Raw genomic sequence first — 17,009 nt, forward strand, 5'->3', positions numbered from 1 at the left:
CCCCCTCTTAGGGGTCTGCTCTCAGCTCGGTTCGATCAGGCCGTAGTGGCCGTCACGGCGGCGGTAGACCACGCCCGTCAGGCCCGAGACCATATTCTTGAAGACGTAGAAGTCGTGATCGAGCGCTTCCATCTGGGCAGCGGCGTCCTCGGGGGACATGGGCCGCAGCTCGAAGCGCTTCTGGCGCACGATCTCAGGCTCGAATTCGCTCACGTCGTCGAGGCCCGCGGCCACGGCGGCCTCGGCCGGGCCGGGTTCGGGCTCGGGGAGGGTCTCCTGACGCTGCTTCATGTAGCGGGTCTTGAATTTGCGGAGCTGACGCTCGAGCACGTCGCTGGCCTTGTCGATGGCCGCGTACATGTCGGCGTGGTGTTCCTCGGCGCGGATGATGCCGCTGGGGACGTTGAGCTGCACCTCGACGCGGTTGCGCCGCCCCGAGTCGCGCACGTCGCGCACCGTCAGGGTGACGCGGGCGTCGGTGATCTGGTCGCTGTAGCGGTCGAGGCGCGTGAGCTTCTCCTCGACGTAGTCGCGCATGGCGTCGGTGACGTCGACGTTTCGGCCAGCCAGCTTGTAGATGTGCATCCGGAATAACCTCCTGTCCCCGGCAAAGCCGCAGGGGCGTGACTCGCGGCCCGCGCCGCCTGCTGTGCCTCGCCGGGAGACCACTCTACCCTCCGGGTCAGCTTGGCGTCAGCCCGGAGCTTCACAGCGCTCGCTCATCCGGAGCGCTATTGTGAGAAGTGCAGGACACAGCTCCGGCCCCGCGGGCTGTGTGGGCTTCCCCCGTCAGGTGCCCTGGATGTCTCAAGCCTTTCTTAGACGCCTGTCAACTGTGCGTAAGAGAGGAGCTCTACACTGTGGGGCGTGAAAGTGGACCGTGAGGAACAGACCGAGGCCCGGCGCGAGCGCATCGCCCGCGCGGCCTTCGAGCTGTTCGCGCGCAGTGGCCTAGACCAGACAAGTGCTCAGGACATCGCCCGCGCGGCCTTCGTCAGCCGGACCAACCTCTACCGGTATTTTCCGAGCAAGACCCACATGCTGCTCGCGCATTTCGAGCGTGCCGTCTCCGAGACCCGCAGCGAGGCCCTGAGCCGCCTGAGCAGCGGCACCGCGCCGCAGGCCGTGTGGCAACACGTCACGGCGCGCATGGCCGACCTGGGGGTGCGGTACGGGCATCTGGTGGGCGCGGTTGGGCAGGCGGTCCTGGGCGCGCGGCCGGGGCCGGGTCCCGACGCCCATACGCAGAACACGGCCTCGCTGGGGCAGGAAGTGCGCACGGCCCTGACGCTCGTGGCCCTGGTCGAGCCGGTCCTGCACGCCATGCGCCTCCAGGGCCATCTGCGCACCGACGCCAATACGCACCTGCTGGCCGCGCTACTCGTGGACGCCTGCCTGCTGGCGCTGCTCCACGGTGGGCACCGTGACCAGCGGGAGGTGCTGCGCGACTGGCAGGACCGGTTCTCGCTGCTGATGCACGGCGCCCTGGCTCCCGGCGTCACCCTGAACAGAGAGGCGGCCCGCGATTGACGCCCGGCTGCCCCGCGCCGACCGCGTGAGCGGCTTGACCCGCAGCGTCGCGGTGGTCATTCCCGCCTACAACGAGGCCCAGACGGTGGCCGGCGTGGTGCGGGTCGGCCTGAGTCTGACGCCGGAGGTCGTGGTCGCCTCGGACGGCAGCGCCGACGACACGGCCGAGGTGGCGCGCGGGGCCGGCGCGCAGGTCATCGAGCTCACCCGCAACGTGGGCAAAGGTCCGGCGCTGTACGCGGCCCTGGAAGCGGCGCGTGCCGAGTACGTGGTCATGCTCGATGCCGATCTCACCGGCCTAACCACCGGGCACCTGCACACGCTGCTGGGGCCGGTGCTCTCGGGTGACCTCGACATGAGCATCGGAGTGTTTGAGGGCGGGGGCTTCGTCACTGACTGGGGGAACAAGCTCACGCCGCATCTCAGCGGGCAGCGGGCGTGCCGCCGCGACTGGTTGCTGGCCGTGCCGCACCTTGCCGAGGAACGTTGGCCCGAACCCGCCATCACTGCTCACCTCAAAGAAACTGGCGCGCGCTGGGACTACGTGGAACTGCCGCAGGTCGCGCAGGTCGTCAAGGAAAAGAAACGCGGCTTCTGGCAGGGTGCGACCGCCCGGACCCGGATGTACGCCGACCTCCTGACTTACCGCGTCCGCAAGAAACGCTGACCTCTGCGGGGCCGCCGCTCTGTATATGGACTCATTTACGCGCGGTCAGGTCGGTCGTGCGGCCGTCGGCTGTCCGGTAGCGCACCACACCGACCCCCGGCACGAAGAAGGAGTCATGTGCCGGGCCGGTTCCCTCCTGCGTCCGGAGAACCAGGGCATTGAAGGTACCGGCCGGCGTGGCGACTCCCTGGACGCCCGTGACCTGGACCGTTCGGCCCCCGCTGCGCCAGCTCTGCCCCGGCCGCAGCGGACCGGCGGGGTAGACGAGCAGGGGAGAGGCGTACCAACGCAGCTCCTGACCCGTATGCAGCCCGCGTAGCCACACGCTGCCGTCGGCGCGGTATTCCAGCAGGTCCTGGCTGACGAGGACCCGGCCCAGCACGTGGCTCAGCGGCACCACGCCCACGCCCCGGTAGGTGACTGGGGCCCCCATGACCTGCCGCTCGCCGTTGCTGTAGGTCCACGCCGTTCCGGCCGCCTGTGGGTAGTACCCGGCGGGGGCCGCCGCGCCGGCCGCTCCCAGCAGGGCGCACAGCAGAACGGCAGAAAGGGAGCGCGTCAGCAGAGACAGCATTGGCCGTAGCATAGGCAGGGGCGACTCACGGCACTCTGACGGTGCGGCCACCGTTCCGGAGGACCGGGCCGCCCAGCCCTGGCTCTGGAAAGCCTCGGCCCGCCACCCTCCGGGACTCAGTCTTCCTGATCGGTGCCAAGTTCGGCGCTGCGCTTGGTGGCGGCCACCACGGTACGCATCAGGGCGCCGCGCACCCCGGCCGTTTCCAGCACTTCCAGTCCGGCGATGGTGGTGCCGCCGGGGCTGGAGACCTCGTCCTTGAGCATGCCGGGGTGAGCGCGGCGCTGCAGCAGTTCGCCGCTGGCGACGAGCACCTTGGCGGCCAGTTCGTTCGCCAGCGGGCGCGGTAGGCCCATGCGCACGCCGCCGTCGGCGAGGCCCTCGGCCAGCACCGCGGCGTACCCCGGTCCCGAGGCGCTCATGCCTGTAAAGGCGTTGAACAGGTTCTCGGGCAGGTCGTACACGTCGCCCACCGCCCCGAACAGTTCGTGCGCGAAGGCGAGGTCGCCGGCCTCCTGCGCCTCGCGCGGCCCGGTGATGGCGGTCTGCGAGCGGCCGATGGTCGCGGCGAGGTTGGGCATCACGCGCACCACACGCCGGGTTCCCAGGCGCCGGACCAGGGTATTCACGCTGACTCCGGCCATCGTGCTCACGTAGCCGGTGTTCTCCTGCGCGAGCCACTCGGTCACCTCGGGAAAGACGCGCGGCTGGAGGCTGACGAGGACCCGCTGCGCCGAGCCGAGGTCGCTGGCCTGGATCATGCGGGTGCCCGTGCGCGCGGCGAGGTCCTGCACGCGCGCCGTGTTCGCGTCGAGCAGCCCGATGTCGCCCGGGGCGATCACGCCGCGCGCCGTGACCCCCTCCAGCAGGGCGAGACCGAGCTTACCGACGCCGACGATGGCCAGTTTCATGCCCGGCAGTATAGGGACGGGGGCGGCGGCGACCGGCGCGGCCTGTCTGCGCCGCCGAGGGTCTCATCCGTACTACACTGCGCCCGATATGCTGGTCTACCGCCTGCCGGGCACGTTCGACACGAGAGAAGAGCACCTCGACCTGTTGTGGGAGGCCGGCGCGACCGGTCTGGAGGAACGCGCCGGGCACATCCGCGCGTATTTCGGGGGCCGCACGGCGCTGCCCCCCGAGATCGCCGACGGCGACTGGACCGAGGAGGCCGAGCAGGACTGGCAGGCCGAGTTCCGCCGGACCCTGCGCCCGGTGCGCGCCGGTCGCCTGACCATCGTGGCGCCGTGGCATGCGGGCGAGGCCGAGGAGGGCACCCGCCCGCTGGTCATTGAGCCGGGCATGGCCTTCGGGACCGGGCACCACGCGACTACCCGCATGGCGACCGAGGCGCTGGGCGAGCTGGACCTCGCGGGCGTGCGGGTACTCGACGTGGGTACCGGCAGCGGCGTGCTGGCGATCGCGGCGGCGCTGCTGGGCGCCGAGTTCGCGCTGGGGGTGGACATCGATCCCATCACCATTCCCATCGCGCGTGAGAACGCCGAGATCAACGGGGTGGCCCCGGCACAGGCCCGCTTCGAGGAAGGCACTCTGGGTCTGGGCGACCTGTCCGAGCTCGAAGACGCCCCCTTCGGCGTCGTGGTCGCCAACCTGTACGCCGAGTTGCACGACCTGTTGGCCGGCGAATACGCCGCGCACCTCGTCCCCGGCGGCCCCCTGGTCCTGACGGGCATCCTGACCGGCAAGCTAGACCTGGTCCGGGCGGCGCTGGACCGCGAGGGCTTTACCGGTGTGACGGTGCGGGAGGACGGCGACTGGGCGCTCGTCACGGCCCGGCGCGGCGAGTAGGGCGGCGCAGTGAGCGTTCACCGCGTGCGCGTGTCCGAGCTGGCGGGGCGGCTGGTGCTGGGGCCGCAGGAGGTCCGGCACCTTCAGGTCATGCGGCTGCGGCCCGGCGACGAGGTGCAGGTCTTCGACGGACGGGGCGGGGAGGCGCTGGCTACCCTGGCCGAGCTGGACGAGGGCCGCGCGGTCCTGACCCTGCACCTGGACGCCGGTACGGAGGGCGCCGCCGACCTGGGCCGGGAGACGCCGCAGCCCGTGACACTGGCGATCGCGCTCCTCAAGGGCGACAAGCTCGCGGACGTGGTGCGCGCCGCGACCGAGCTGGGCGTGGCGCGCATCCAGCTCCTCGTGACCGCGCACGCCGACGCCCGCGAGATCGGCGCGCAGAAGCTCGTGCGCCTGCGCCGCGTTGCCGAGGAGGCCGCCCGCCAGTCGCGCCGCCGCGTGGTGCCGGAGGTGCAGGGGCCGCTGCACCTCGCCCGCTTCACCTGGGAGGGCCGGCTGGTGGTGGCCCATCCCGGCGCCGAGGCGCGGCTGCCCGATCTGCTCGACTGGGCCGCGCCCCTCACGGTCCTGTCCGGTCCCGAGGGCGGGTTCTCAGAGGCCGAGATCGCTGGGCTGCTCGCGCGCGGCGCGGTTCCTGTGACCCTCGGGCCCCGCATCCTGCGCGCCGAGACCGCTCCACTGGCGATGCTGGGGGCGGTCGTGGCGACAGGGGTGTAGCGGGGCGGGGGTGCAGGAGCGTGCGGGCGTCCAGCAACGCGCCCTCACGCTCTGGCCCCTTCACTTCGGCAGGCCCCCCACCGTCGTCAGGTTGATACCCGAGCGCCGCGCCACGCGCAGGAATTCGCGCAGTACGTCGAGCGTCTGCGGGGCGTTATCGTGTAGAAGCACGATGCCGCCGGGCCGCAGGTTGCGCCGCAGCCGGGCGCCGAGAAGCGCGTCGCCGGGATTCTGAAAATCGCCCGGGTCGTCGGTCCAGAAGACGGTGGTCAGGCCCAGAGACTGCGCGGCGGCCAGGGTGGCGGGCGTGTACTCGCCTCCCGGCGGCCGGAAGTAGCGCACCGGCTTGCCAGTCAGCCCCTGCAACACCTCGTTGGCCCAGCGCATCTCGTCGGTGGCCTCGGCGGTGGGCAGGGGCGGCAGACGGACGTGGTGGTAGGTGTGATTGGCGACCTCGTGGCCCTGCGCCGCCATGTCGCGTACGAAATACGGGTAGGCGGCGGCATTGCGCCCGATGACGAAGAAGGTCGCCTTAGCCCCCGCCCGGCGCAGCAGATCGAGCAGCAGCGGCTCGTACATGGGGTGCGGCGCGTCGTCGAAGGTCAGGGCGGCCAGGCCCTCGGTGCCCCGGCGGGCGCGGTACAGGAAGCCGCCCTGCAACCCGCCGCGAATCCGGGCCGTGGTCTGGGCGATCTGGGCGGCGCTTTGCCGGGACGGTGAACCGGGGCCGACCAGGGTGGGGCCCACCTCGCGCACGCGGTCGGGCTCGCGGTAGGCGGGCAGGTTGCCAGGGTTGACCCAGGCGCGGTCGTAGGGGGGCTGTCCCGGCCTCTCCTGGCCCAGCGCCCAGGCGGTCATGGCCCCCAGCCGGGCCTGCGGCACGCTGGCGGTCAGCAGGGGCAGCGGCCCGCCGAAGCCGGCGTAGCTGCCCTTGTCGTACACGCTCAGGTCCACCTCGGCCAGCGTGGGGCGGGCGGCGAACACGCGCGCCGCGACGGTGGCCGCCAGCACGCGCGCCAGGGGCCGCTCGGCAGGCGTGAGGGTGATGACGGCGTGCGCGACCTCGATGAAGCCGTTGCTGAGGTACTCAGTGCGGTAGACCTGCGGCACGGGGGGCGTCAGGGTCAGGGTGGGGATGGCCGGGGCGGGCCGGGTGCCGGGCGCCACCGGCTGTACCTGTCCGGGTGTGCCGGCAGGAGCCGCTGCGGGCAGCGGAAGCTGCGCCAGAGCGGCGCGTGCCCCGGCCACCGGGGAAACGAGGAAAAGGGCGCCACACAGCGTGCCGAGAAGATAGTGACGGGCGGAGCGGGAAGGAGCAGAGTCGCGCAAGAGGGGGGTCCTGTCTGGGGGCGAAGAGTAACCGGGGCCGGGGAGCCCGCCGGAGAGACGGGCTGCCCCGTTCTCAGGGATCGTCGCAAAAAGGTGGAGAGAGAAAAGCGGAAAAGGCGGCGGGACGGCGCGGAGTCGCCCCGGCTTCAGCTGGGGCCGGCCGCCCAACTCAAGGACGCCTGCACCCCGGCCGGGGTCCGGCCCTGGGCCGCGTACAGGCGGCCGGCCGCCCGGAACTGCGCGCGGGCTTCGGCGTCCCGGCCCTGCTTGCGCAGCACGTTGCCCAGCACGCTGGCGGCCAGGGCGTTGGCGGGTTCCTCGCGCAGGGCCCGGCGCAGGAAGCTCTCGCTGCTCGCCAGCCCGGCCGGTGTGGCCTTACCGGTGCCGGTGCCCAGCACGCCGCCGGTCGCCCGCTCGCCCCGGTAGTAGTCGAACTGTGAGCGGACATAGTTCAGGCTCAGGAAGGTTAGGGCGGCGGGTTTGACCAGGCCATTCATAGGGCCCTGGCCGTCGCTGCGGGCGTAGCCAGTGATCAGGCTGTCCGGGGCGAACTTCGCCTCCACGAAGCGGTAGCCGCCCCCCACCCAGGCCAGCAGGCCGCTGTGAGTGGCCGTCGGGTCGGGCTCGCTGGCGTCCACCTCCACGTCGCCCGCGCCCCCTGGCAGCCGCAGCACGCTGGTCACGTGGCCCAGATTGCTTTCCTGGCCGCTCTGGCTCTTCCAGACCATGACCAGGCCGGCGTCCAAACCCGCGCGCTGAAGCAGGCCCGCGATGATGGTGCTCTGCAGGAGGCACTGGCGCTCGCCGGTTCTGGGAATGCTGGCGAACTCGTAGCCGCGTTCCAGGCTGAACTTCGGCACGACCTTCTTGATGAAGGTGTGGGCCCAGGTAGCTGTCTCGCGGGCCAGGCGGTCCTTCTCGGCCCCTCTGGCGGCGCCCAGCGCGGCCCGGCGGGCGTCCAGCCCCGCGAGCAGGGTCTTGCCCCCGGCCAAGGGCACGCCGGCCTTCTGGTAGGCGGCACCGAGCCAGTCGGTGAACTGCCCGCCGAGGCCCGCCAGTTTGTAGGACTCGGCGGCCAGGGCATTGAAATTGGCGCCGCCGTAGCGCAGGTCGGCCGGCGTGGGGGCGCCGACGGCCGTGGCCTGTGCGCCCAGGGTCAGCAGCGCGGGCAGAAGGGCGGACAGGGTGCGTCGGTACATGGCAGGCTCCTGAAGTGCAGCGTGATGAGCGGCGGCGTGGGAACGGCCGCCCCAGGTGAAGAGAAGAAGAGAAACCGGGCCAGTGTCGGCGGGTCAGAGCTTCCAGATCAGGCCCCGGCGGGCCATCCAGGCGAGGCCCAGCCACGCCGCCAGCACGTAGCCCAGGGTGTACACCCAGCCCCCGCCCAGGGCGCCGAAGGCCCCACGGGCCATCGAGAGCAGCGCCGTACCCATCGGCTGCGCCTGCCCAGCCCAGGAGACCGTCCATTCCTGCAGCACCCAGACCTTGAACAAGATGGGCAGTACGTAACCCGCCAGCGCGTTGCGCCCCGGAATGGTAAGCGGCGCGAGCAGCCGCTGGCCCCAGGTCATGCGCCCCGAGTCGGCCAGCAGCCAGAAGGCCAGAATGCCCAGCGTGGCGAGCCCGGCGCTGTACAGCACGTAGGGCGGGGTCCACAGCGCTTTGCTGAAGGGCAGACCGCCCAGCGCTGCCCAGCCGAAGCCGACCACCCCGAGCAGGGTACCCAGTGCCAGCAGCATCCCGGACGCGCGGGCCGAGCGCTGTTGCAGGGGGCGAGCTGCCAGCGCGCCGAGCAGGACCAGCGCCGTGGTCGGCACGACCGAGATCAGGCCGCGCAGGCCCAGGGGCGAGAGCAGCGCGTCGTTGACCGCCTGCACCGGGTTGTGCGTCTCGTCGACGAGGCCCACCCCCGCCCCGTGCGGTGCGTAGGTGAGAAACAGGCCGTAGGCCAGCAGCAGCGCGGCCGCCACCCCTGCCTGCGTGCGTCCCCGCAGCGGCGCGAGCAGCGAGCCCCCCAGCGAGGCGAGCGCGATGAGCTGCAGCACCCCCAGCCCCAGCGAGAAGGCGTGCAGCGTCACGCTGGTCAGGAACGCGCCGACGAGGTACAGCAGCGCGGCGCGGGTCATCAGCCGCCGCAGCCGCGCCGCGCCGGTCACGCCCGCGCGCGTCATGGCGGCGTGCGAGAAGGGCAGGGCCGCCCCCGCGCAGAACAGGAACCACGGAAAGACCAAGTCGGTCAGCGTGAGGCCCCCGAACTCCGCGTGCACGAGCTGAGCCGGGGTCGAGTTGCCCAGCGAGACGTTGTTCACCAGCAGCATGAGCAGGACCGTCAGGCCGCGCCAGGCGTCCAGAGCGGTCAGCCGGGGCGCGCGGGCAGCCTGGGCACCGGCACTGGAAGCAGCGGCCACCACGTCGGGCGGCCGGGCCACGGGCAGGGGAGAACCGGGCACACTGGTCATGGCGTGATGCTCGGGCGCGGCGCTAAGGCCAGCATGAAAATAAATGACCGCTCCGGACAGGTCCCGGAGCCCGGAGGTCAATCCGGGCGCACCTCTTCCGGGTCCCCCGGTCCGGGTCGCTCCGGGACGGTGGCTGCTGCTCCCGGCGGCGGGGTCAGTTCACGCGGCAGCCGCCGCCACAGCAGCAGCAGGGCTACGGCGCCCAGCCCGGCCAGCGCCACCAGGCCCCAGCGTGGCCCCAGCCAGCCGGCGCGGTCGATCAGGCGGCTGGAAATCAGGGCGCCGGGCGGCCCCATCCCGATCAGGACGAAGGAGTACAGGCTCATCACCCGGCCGCGCAGGTGGTCGGGAATCGTGAGCTGCACGGTGCTGTTGGCGCTGACCAGCAGCGAGAGCATTCCGAAGCCGCACACGGCGAACACGGGCGCCGCTAGCGCCGGGCCGGGCGTAAAGGCGAGCGCCACGGTGCTGATGAGCAGGATCACGCCGCCCAGCCGCAGGTTGCGCAGCGGGTTGGGCTTGCTGGCCTGCCACAGCGCGCCCGCGATGGCCCCGACCCCGAAGGCCGCTGAGACCAGGCCGAACTGGGCCTCGCGCGCCGCGAAGACCACGCGGGCGTAGTAGGGAATGATGATGTTGAAATTGATGACCGTCAGGCTCAGGGCCCCGACGAGCAGCATCACGTTGCGGACCGCTGGCGTACCGCGCACGTAACGCACGCCCTCGCGCACGTCGCCCAGCATGCTGCCGCGCGGTCCCCCGTCGCGCTCGGGAAAGGGAAGGGTCGCCAGCACGGTCAGCACGGCGAAAAAGGACGCCACGTTGAGATAGAAGGGCAGGGCCAGCCGCGCGATGTTGTCGGCGTCGCCCCCGGCCAGGGTGCTCACGCCCAGCGCCGCGACCACGCCGAACAGTGCCTGCCCGATGGTGCGGCTCACGTTGAACGACAGGCTGTTCAGCGCCACCGCGTTGGGCACGTCGCTGCGCGGCACGAAGTCCACGACCATACTCTGGCGGGCCGGCATGTCGAAGGCGTTGGCGGTGCCGCTCACGAACGCCAGCACCATCACCAGCGGCAGGCTGACCGTCCCGAGCTGCGTGGTCACGGCCAGCACCACCGCCGAGGCGAGGAGCACGATCTGGGTTGTCATCAGGATGCGGCGCCGGGGCACGCGGTCCACCACCGCGCCGGCGAACAGCGCAAGGAGCAGCGTGGGCATGAACTGCGTCACCGTGACCCAGCCCAGCGCCGCGCTGCTGCCCCCTGAGAGTTCGAGGACGAGGTACTGCTGGGCGGTGGTCTGCATCCACGAGCCGATCAGCGAGAGAAGCTGCGACCCCCAGTACCGCCGGTAGGCGGCGTGGCGCAGCGAGCTGAAGGTCCGCGACCTCCAGTCGCCAAAGTTTCCTGACACGCCGGGCAGCATAGGCCGCCGGCGCGCCATGAGCCGATCCTGAAGATTTCATCAGGGGAAGAGCCGGGTAGAGGCTGGCTCCAGCCGTCCTGCGCGGGTCAGCCGCTCTTACTGACCCGCCCTGCACGTCAGAAAGCCATCATGAGGACTAGGCAAGCGAATGGTGGGTGTGTTACGGTGCGCGAGTCAAGAATGCCTGAACGTTCAATGAACTTCAGTTCAAGCCCAGATCCCCGCCCCTGCGAGTGATGGACTCATGCCTGAATGTTTTCTTCGCCGTTCCCTGAGTGCCCTGCTGTGCGCCGCCCTGTTGTCGGGTGCGGTCGCGGGCGCGCAGACGGCTCCCAACGACCTGCAAGCCTCCCCGGCACGCGAAACCGTCACGGTCCAACCGGGCGACACGGCCTATTCGCTTAGCCGCCGCGCCGGCCTGAACGTGGACGCCTTCCTGGCCCTCAACGGTCTGCCGGGGCCCACCCTGCGGGTGGGTCAGGTCCTGATCCTGCGCGAAACGCCTCCGCACAGCGTGCAGGCGGGAGAGACGCTCTACAGCCTCGCGCGGCGCTACGGCGTGACGGTGCCGGCGCTGATGGCCGCCAACGCTCTGAGCGAAGGCGCCGTCATCGAGATCGGCCAGAGCCTGCGCGTGCCGCTGCCGAACACCGGCAAGTCCGTACAGGCCGCCGCGCCTGTGCCCGCGCCGCAGGTGGCCTCCAATGTCACCGTCACCCTGGCCGCGCCGACTTCTGCTCTGGCCGACGCGCCCGCGCCGCTGACCGCCTCCGCACCCCTAGCGGCCCTGCCCACCTCGGGCGGCTGGCGCGAGACGGCGCTGGCGCTGCTGGGCACGCCCTACGTCTACGGCGGCACCTCGCGCACGGGGCTGGACTGCAGCGGATTCGTGCTTCAGGTCTTCGGACCTTTCGGCGTGCGCCTGCCGCGCCAGAGTGCCGACCAGGCCCGCGCCGGGGTGGCGGTCGAGATGACTGACCTTCAGGCCGGCGACCTCCTGTTCTTCGATACCGAAGGCCGGGGCCGCGTGACCCATGTGGGCATCTATCTCGGTGATGGCACCATGGCCAATGCCAACAGCTACAAGGGCCGGGTCGCTATCGACCAGTTCCAGGCCGACCGCTACTGGGCGCCCCGTTACCTGGGGGCCCGCCGGGTCATGGGCGCGGCCGCTTCGCAGCCCTGAACGCCCAGCCGTTATCTCTCCGGCCTGCTCAGGCCTCGTCGCTCACCGTCTCGGTATCGAGGATGGCGCGGTAGTCCTCCAACGGCGCGCCCTCGCCCAGTTCACGGGCGATCTTCTCGATGGCGAGCCGCACCACTTCGCTCTTGCTGATCAGGCGCTCCGGGCTCGACAGTTCGTAGGCGGTCCGGGTCAGCAGCGCGTCCTGCTCGTCGCTGATGACCACCTGGAGTCGTTTGCGTTCTTTCTTGGGCATAGCCGCTCCTCGCGCGCCGGGGCGACGCTGTTCTATACTTGCAGCCTAGCACGTCATATACGCCGCAGCCTCATGATGCGCCTCTGAGTGTCGTTGCGCCGGATAGGGGAAGCCGGTGAGGCTGATCTCTGCATGAGCTGGCCCGGCCAAAGGCTCAGACCTTCCTCACGCAGCAGCGGCGAGGGACAGAACCGCTAGACACACCGTGAGCAACATGTGTAACATGCGCCGAGACGGCCTGGAGACTTCTCCGGCGGGCCACGTGCCGCCGCTCCACGCGCTGAAAAGGAATCCACTGCCATGCAACTAACCCCACTGCACATCCAGGGAGGCCGCGAACTGAGCGGCGATATCGCTGTCCAGCACAGCAAGAACGCGGCTCTGCCGATTATCGTGGCGAGCCTCCTGAGCAGTGAGCCGGTCACGTTGCACGGTGTGCCCCGTCTGTCGGACGTGTACACCATCCTGGAACTGATGCACCACATTGGGACCCGTCATACCTGGACCGGTCCCAACAGTCTGCTGCTGCATACGCCCGAGATCGTGCACACCGATGCTCCCTACGCCCTGGTCAGCAAGATGCGCGCGAGCTTCATCGTGATGGGGCCCATCCTGGCCCGTGCCGGTGAGGCGACGGTCAGTATGCCTGGGGGCTGCGCCTGGGGCCCCCGCCCGGTGGATCAGCATGTCAAGGCGCTGCGGGCTCTGGGCGCCGAGCTGACCGAGGACGACGGCAATTTTGCCGCGCGGCGAAGCGGCAGCCTGAACGGGCAGTTCTCCTTCGAGCTGCTGACCGTGGGCGGCACGCACAACGCCGTGCTGGCGGCTGTGCTGGGAGACGGCGTGGTCACGCTGGACAACGCCAGCATCGACACCGACGTGGTGGACATGATCGAGTTCCTGAACAGCCTCGGGGCCGATATCCAGGGCGCAGGCACCCATACCCTGACCATCCGGGGCGTGGCGGCGCTACGCGGGGGCGAGTACAAGGTGATTCCCGACCGCATTGAGGCCGGCACCTTCATGATCCTGGCCGCCGCGACCCGCAGCCGCCTGCGCCTGACGAACGTGCGCCCCGACCACCTGACGGCCATCGGCGAGAAGCTGCGCGAGATGGGCGTGGACGTGACCGAAGGGGCCGACACGCTCATTGTGGATGCCCGCGACCGTGAACTGAAGCCGGTAGACGTAATCACCCTGAGCTATCCCGGCTTTCCCACCGACGTGCAGCCGCAGATGAGCGCCCTGCTGGCTACTGTGCCGGGCAGAAGCGTGGTACAGGATCCGGTGTACCCCGACCGCCTGACCCACGTGGCTGAGTTGCAGCGGATGGGCGCGCATATCGAGGTGGACGGTTACACCCAGGTCATCCACGGGGCGCCTCTACACGCCGCCTCCGTCAAGGCCGCCGACCTGCGGGCGGGCGCGGCGCTGTTCATCGCCGGCCTGACGACCGAGGGCGAGACGATCATTGATGGCGTGCAGTACCTCAACCGGGGCTACGAGCGCCTCGCCGAGCGCCTGCGGGGTATTGGGGCCGGGGCCGTGCAGCCTGAGCAGGTCCTGACGCCCGAGCCTGTGGCGCTGCCCCAGCTCGCCGTCGCGACCGACTGAGACTGGCAGGGGGTAACTTCCGAGGAGGTTTTCCCTCCGGCCAGCATAGGGGAGAGGAGAGGCCCATTTCCGGGTCTCTCCTCTCTCGTTAGCAGCTAAGCTGCCCAGCCTTTGCTTCAGAGTTTGACGGTGTCGTTCTTGCCCATCTCGGGCTTGGCGCCGGTGACAGCGCTTTGGGCCATCTTGAAGAAGGAGACGAGCTTACCGCTGCTCTCCCAGAACTCGCCGCCCTGGGCGTGAACCTTGATGAGCTGGATGTTGGGATCTTCCTTGCCGTCGAAGTAGGCCTTGTAGAAATCGCTCCACAACTCGTCGAGCTTGGCCCGGTCCTCAACGAGTTCGGCCGTGCCGCTCACGCTGACATAGTTGTTCTTGTCGGGGTGCGAGAAGCTCACGTTGACCTGCGGGCGATCGCGCATATCGGCCACGGCTTCGCTGTCCTTGGACCCGATGAACCACAGGTCACCGTCAAACTCGACTTCCTGCGTGGTCATTGGGCGCGAGTACAGCTCGCCATTGGCCGTGTGGGTCGTCAGCATGGCAAACTTCACGTCTTTGATGATCTTGCCCATCGTCTTGACGGCTTCTCCGTGCGTCACTTCGCTCATGGCGCGAGCATGACCGGCAAGGCGGCCCGTGATCTGCGGGCGCGGCTACCGTCTGAAGATTGCCGTCAGATTGGCTAAGGGTCAGGTTTGTGCCGCCGGGGCATGGGCCTGCTCAGGCACCTTGCGCACCAGGATCACGCCGAGCATGAAAAACACTGCTGCAATGCCGAAGACCAGCGTGTAGCCCAGGTTGCCGCCGCGCGCGTTGCCCCAGTCGAGGAGGGCTCCCTGCGGCGCACTGCTCATCTGCGGGGCGACGAAGGCCACGTGCCACACACCCATGTCGCGCGCGTAGCTGCGGCGGCTGGGCATGGCGTCGCTGCCCAGCGCCCAGTCCACACTGGTAAACGCCCCGAAGCCCAGACCGAACAGCAGGGCGAGCAGCAGCGCAGTCACGAAGTTCGGCGCCACGAGCAGCAGCAGAGCGGCGCCTGCCATCATGCCGCCCGCCGCATAGATGACCGGTTTGCGCCCGACCCGGTCGCTGATTCGTCCCCCCACCAGCGCCGAGGCGATGCTGCCCACGATGATGCACGCGAGCATGATGCTTGTCGCCTGCCCAGCGTCGCGCTGGCCCAGGACGTCGGCGTTGTAGTACTGCAAGAAGGGCTGCACACTGTACTGCCCCAGCGCGAACAGCACCCGGGTGACGAATACCCACAGAAAGGGCTGGTGGGCGAAGAGCTGGCGCAGCGAGAGCCGGGGAGCGTCCGCCTCGGCGGCCCGGTCCTCCAGCGGCGCCGCCTCGGCGGGTTCGGGCACGCCGCGCAGGGTGACGAGGGCCGGCAGGAGCAGCACGGTCGCCACCAGCGCGAACGAGGCCCAGACCGGTAGATGCAGCGCGCCGATGACGAGGGCCGAAACGGCTCCCAGCAGTTGTCCCACCGCCTGAAGCATCGCCATGACGCCGCTGTAGCGCCCGCGCTGCGCCGCCGGCACAAGCTGGGGAATCAGGGCCGAATAGGGCGCCGTGGCATAGTTGTTGCCGAACTGCACGAGCAGAAAGCCGAGCACGTAGACCCAGAAGCCGCCCAGCCCGCCCAGCAGCGACACCGCCAGCGCCATGACCGCCAGCCCGGCGAGATTCACGCCTACGCCCAGACGCAGGTAGGGCAGCCGCTTGCCGTGGCGGTCGCTGTGTGCCCCGACCAGCGGCGGCAGGATCAGGGCGATGACTGCCCCCAGGGCGGCCAGGGCGCCCAGGTAGGTGCCTTTCTGCGTCTCGCCGACGAAGGTCACCACGTTGGCGGGCATCAGGATCAGGAGCAGGACCAGCCAGTGAAAGGCGCTGCCGAACCAGAAGGCGGAGAGAACCCAGGGGTTGAGCGGCGGCGCGGCAGCGGTGGACATGTACGCGGAGTATAGGCCTGGGCTTCAGGAAGGCTTCATGTCGGCCCCTGTCTGTCCAGAGGCGGCGGTGCCGTTGCGGCTCAGGACGGGTCGAGGGCGTCCCAGTAGGCCTGGAGGTCCGGGGCGAGCGGCACCGACACCGCAACCTGCCCGCCGTCCCACGGAAAGGCGATGCGCGCGGCGTGCAGGGCCTGCCGGGCCAGGCCCAGCCGCACCGTCAGCTCCGGTGTCTGACCGTGTTCCATGAAGTCGAGGAAGGCCTGTGGGTCGCGGCCGTAGATCTTGTCGCCGACCATCGGCAGGCCCAGGTGCGCGAGATGGGCGCGGATCTGGTGCAGCCGCCCCGAACGCGGATACGCCCGGATCAGTGCGTGCCCGGCGCGGCGTTCCACCACCCGGAAATCAGTCACGGCGGCCCGGCCATCCGGCACGACCGCCTGCCGGATGGCGACGCGGTTCGCGCCCCCCAGCCCCAGGTCGCCCAGCGGCGCGTCCAGTGTCCGCGCTTCCCACTCCGGTGTGCCGTGGACGAGCGCGAGATAGGTCTTGCCGACCAGATGGGTCTTGAACAGCGTGAAAAACCGGCGAGCGGCGTCGGCGTCGCGGGTCAGGAGCTGGGTACCGCTCGTCTCGCGGTCGAGGCGGTGGGGCGGCGCGAGGTCCGGCTCGCCCGTCTCGCGCTGCATGAAGGTGAGGATGTCGGGCACGTCCACCCGCGCGCGGACCGGGTGGGTCAACCACAGCGCCGGCTTGTGGATCACGTAGAAGTCGGGGTGTTCGACGACCACGCGCGGCTTCTCGGTCGGGGGCAGCAGGGGCGCGCGCGCCGGGGCCGGGGTGGTCACAGTTCCCACACGCTGCGGTAGCTGCGGCCACGCAGCCGCGCCGAGAGGTCTGCGCCGCGCTCGACGGTCTGCGACAGCCGCGCGGCGAGCCACTCGCCCGGCACGCCCGGCGCGTCCCAGTGGGCCGAGGTGGCGTAGACGAAATGCGGGTTGACCACGCAGCGAAAATCCACCATGAGGCCCAGGGCAAAGGCCCCGTGGCTCAGGTACCCGTGGTCCAGCCCGCCGGAGATCAGGAACGTGACTGGCTGGTCGAACCACGCGCCGTGCAGGCCGCGTCCCTCATCGCTGCTGCCGGTCAGCTCGACGAGCGCCTTGGCCCCCGAGCCCAGCCCCCAGTTGTAGACCGGCGCAGCCAGGAAGATCCCGTCGGCCCCGGCAATCGCCGCGTGATAGCGCGCGGAGGCCGGGTGGCTGTAGCAGCCCGCCGCCCCCTGCACGTTGTCGAAGGGGGGCAGGGGATCGGCGCGCAGGTCGAGGTGCGTGATCTCGTGCCCCAGCGCTCCGAGCTGCGCGGCCGCGAGCTCCGCCAGCCACGCGCTGCGGCTTTCGGGGTCGAGGCTGGTCGAGAGGACCGTGAACTTCATGCCGCGCAGGCTAGAGCATCGGCCGGGCCGCGTCACGGCCGGCTGCCCTAC

At 70.3% G+C, this 17,009-nt stretch carries 18 protein-coding genes; 6 read left to right on the forward strand and 12 right to left on the reverse strand.

Annotated elements, in window-relative coordinates; genetic code table 11:
* Positions 1–21: 21 nt before the first annotated feature.
* Positions 22–585, reverse strand: coding sequence for a ribosome hibernation-promoting factor, HPF/YfiA family (gene hpf / locus ASF71_RS08775; RefSeq protein WP_056298122.1), 564 nt, complete (start codon positions 583–585; stop codon positions 22–24).
* A gap of 282 nt (positions 586–867) precedes the next feature.
* Here hpf and ASF71_RS08780 point away from each other — a divergent pair, with 282 nt between their 5' ends.
* On the forward strand, positions 868–1,530 hold the full coding sequence (locus tag ASF71_RS08780) for a TetR/AcrR family transcriptional regulator (protein WP_056298124.1): 663 nt from the start codon (positions 868–870) through the stop codon (positions 1,528–1,530).
* A 34-nt stretch (positions 1,531–1,564) separates the two neighbouring features.
* Positions 1,565–2,197 carry a glycosyltransferase family 2 protein gene (locus tag ASF71_RS08785; protein WP_082505755.1) on the forward strand — a complete coding sequence of 211 codons (633 nt, stop codon included), beginning with the start codon at positions 1,565–1,567 and terminating at the stop codon, positions 2,195–2,197.
* Positions 2,198–2,228: 31 nt separating this feature from the next.
* Here ASF71_RS08785 and ASF71_RS08790 read toward each other — a convergent pair whose 3' ends face one another.
* Positions 2,229–2,771, reverse strand: coding sequence for a hypothetical protein (locus ASF71_RS08790; protein ID WP_056298129.1), 543 nt, complete (start codon positions 2,769–2,771; stop codon positions 2,229–2,231).
* A 116-nt stretch (positions 2,772–2,887) separates the two neighbouring features.
* Complete coding sequence (gene proC / locus ASF71_RS08795; protein ID WP_056298132.1) at positions 2,888–3,682, reverse strand: pyrroline-5-carboxylate reductase; 795 nt, start codon at positions 3,680–3,682, stop codon at positions 2,888–2,890.
* 88 nt (positions 3,683–3,770) lie between these two features.
* Between proC and ASF71_RS08800 the strand changes: the two genes are divergently transcribed.
* Both ASF71_RS08800 and ASF71_RS08805 read left to right on the forward strand, forming a co-directional pair.
* A complete protein-coding gene (locus tag ASF71_RS08800) occupies positions 3,771–4,580 on the forward strand; it encodes a 50S ribosomal protein L11 methyltransferase (protein ID WP_056298135.1) in 810 nt (269 codons plus the stop codon).
* Between the two features lie 9 nt (positions 4,581–4,589).
* Positions 4,590–5,300 (forward strand): 16S rRNA (uracil(1498)-N(3))-methyltransferase, encoded by a 711-nt coding sequence (locus ASF71_RS08805; RefSeq protein WP_056298137.1) that lies wholly within the window; start codon positions 4,590–4,592, stop codon positions 5,298–5,300.
* A gap of 60 nt (positions 5,301–5,360) precedes the next feature.
* On the opposite strand, the gene ASF71_RS08810 is transcribed toward ASF71_RS08805, so the two are convergent.
* The 4 genes from ASF71_RS08810 to ASF71_RS08825 all read right to left on the reverse strand — a co-directional run bounded on the left by ASF71_RS08810 (position 5,361) and on the right by ASF71_RS08825 (position 10,503).
* Positions 5,361–6,548, reverse strand: coding sequence for a polysaccharide deacetylase family protein (locus ASF71_RS08810; protein WP_235514259.1), 1,188 nt, complete (start codon positions 6,546–6,548; stop codon positions 5,361–5,363).
* 227 nt (positions 6,549–6,775) lie between these two features.
* Positions 6,776–7,828 (reverse strand): hypothetical protein, encoded by a 1,053-nt coding sequence (locus ASF71_RS08815; RefSeq protein ID WP_056298140.1) that lies wholly within the window; start codon positions 7,826–7,828, stop codon positions 6,776–6,778.
* 93 nt (positions 7,829–7,921) lie between these two features.
* A complete protein-coding gene (locus ASF71_RS08820) occupies positions 7,922–9,088 on the reverse strand; it encodes a heparan-alpha-glucosaminide N-acetyltransferase domain-containing protein (RefSeq protein WP_056298142.1) in 1,167 nt (388 codons plus the stop codon).
* A gap of 77 nt (positions 9,089–9,165) precedes the next feature.
* The gene (locus tag ASF71_RS08825) at positions 9,166–10,503 is read right to left on the reverse strand and encodes an MFS transporter (RefSeq protein ID WP_235514260.1); all 1,338 of its coding nucleotides are present in this window, start codon (positions 10,501–10,503) and stop codon (positions 9,166–9,168) included.
* 256 nt (positions 10,504–10,759) lie between these two features.
* On the opposite strand from ASF71_RS08825, the gene ASF71_RS08830 reads away from it, so the two are divergent.
* On the forward strand, positions 10,760–11,701 hold the full coding sequence (locus ASF71_RS08830) for a C40 family peptidase (RefSeq protein ID WP_056298145.1): 942 nt from the start codon (positions 10,760–10,762) through the stop codon (positions 11,699–11,701).
* Between the two features lie 28 nt (positions 11,702–11,729).
* On the opposite strand, the gene ASF71_RS08835 is transcribed toward ASF71_RS08830, so the two are convergent.
* Complete coding sequence (locus ASF71_RS08835) at positions 11,730–11,954, reverse strand: hypothetical protein (RefSeq protein ID WP_014685265.1); 225 nt, start codon at positions 11,952–11,954, stop codon at positions 11,730–11,732.
* Positions 11,955–12,254: 300 nt separating this feature from the next.
* Here ASF71_RS08835 and murA point away from each other — a divergent pair, with 300 nt between their 5' ends.
* Positions 12,255–13,568 (forward strand): UDP-N-acetylglucosamine 1-carboxyvinyltransferase, encoded by a 1,314-nt coding sequence (gene murA / locus ASF71_RS08840; RefSeq protein WP_056298148.1) that lies wholly within the window; start codon positions 12,255–12,257, stop codon positions 13,566–13,568.
* 116 nt (positions 13,569–13,684) lie between these two features.
* Here the strand turns inward: murA and ASF71_RS08845 are convergent, their stop codons facing one another.
* From ASF71_RS08845 to ASF71_RS08860, 4 genes are all read right to left on the reverse strand, one after another.
* Entirely contained in the window at positions 13,685–14,176 is a 492-nt protein-coding gene (locus ASF71_RS08845) for a pyridoxamine 5'-phosphate oxidase family protein (protein ID WP_056298153.1), read from the reverse strand.
* A gap of 81 nt (positions 14,177–14,257) precedes the next feature.
* Entirely contained in the window at positions 14,258–15,526 is a 1,269-nt protein-coding gene (locus ASF71_RS08850; protein WP_056298156.1) for an MFS transporter, read from the reverse strand.
* 80 nt (positions 15,527–15,606) lie between these two features.
* Positions 15,607–16,371 (reverse strand): RluA family pseudouridine synthase, encoded by a 765-nt coding sequence (locus tag ASF71_RS08855; protein ID WP_056298160.1) that lies wholly within the window; start codon positions 16,369–16,371, stop codon positions 15,607–15,609.
* Complete coding sequence (locus ASF71_RS08860; RefSeq protein WP_056298164.1) at positions 16,368–16,958, reverse strand: NADPH-dependent FMN reductase; 591 nt, start codon at positions 16,956–16,958, stop codon at positions 16,368–16,370. The genes ASF71_RS08855 and ASF71_RS08860 overlap by 4 nt, the downstream gene beginning before the upstream one ends.
* Between the last annotated feature and the right edge of the window lie 51 nt (positions 16,959–17,009).

It is taken from the genome of Deinococcus sp. Leaf326 (assembly GCF_001424185.1).
Taxonomy (GTDB): Bacteria; Deinococcota; Deinococci; order Deinococcales; family Deinococcaceae; genus Deinococcus.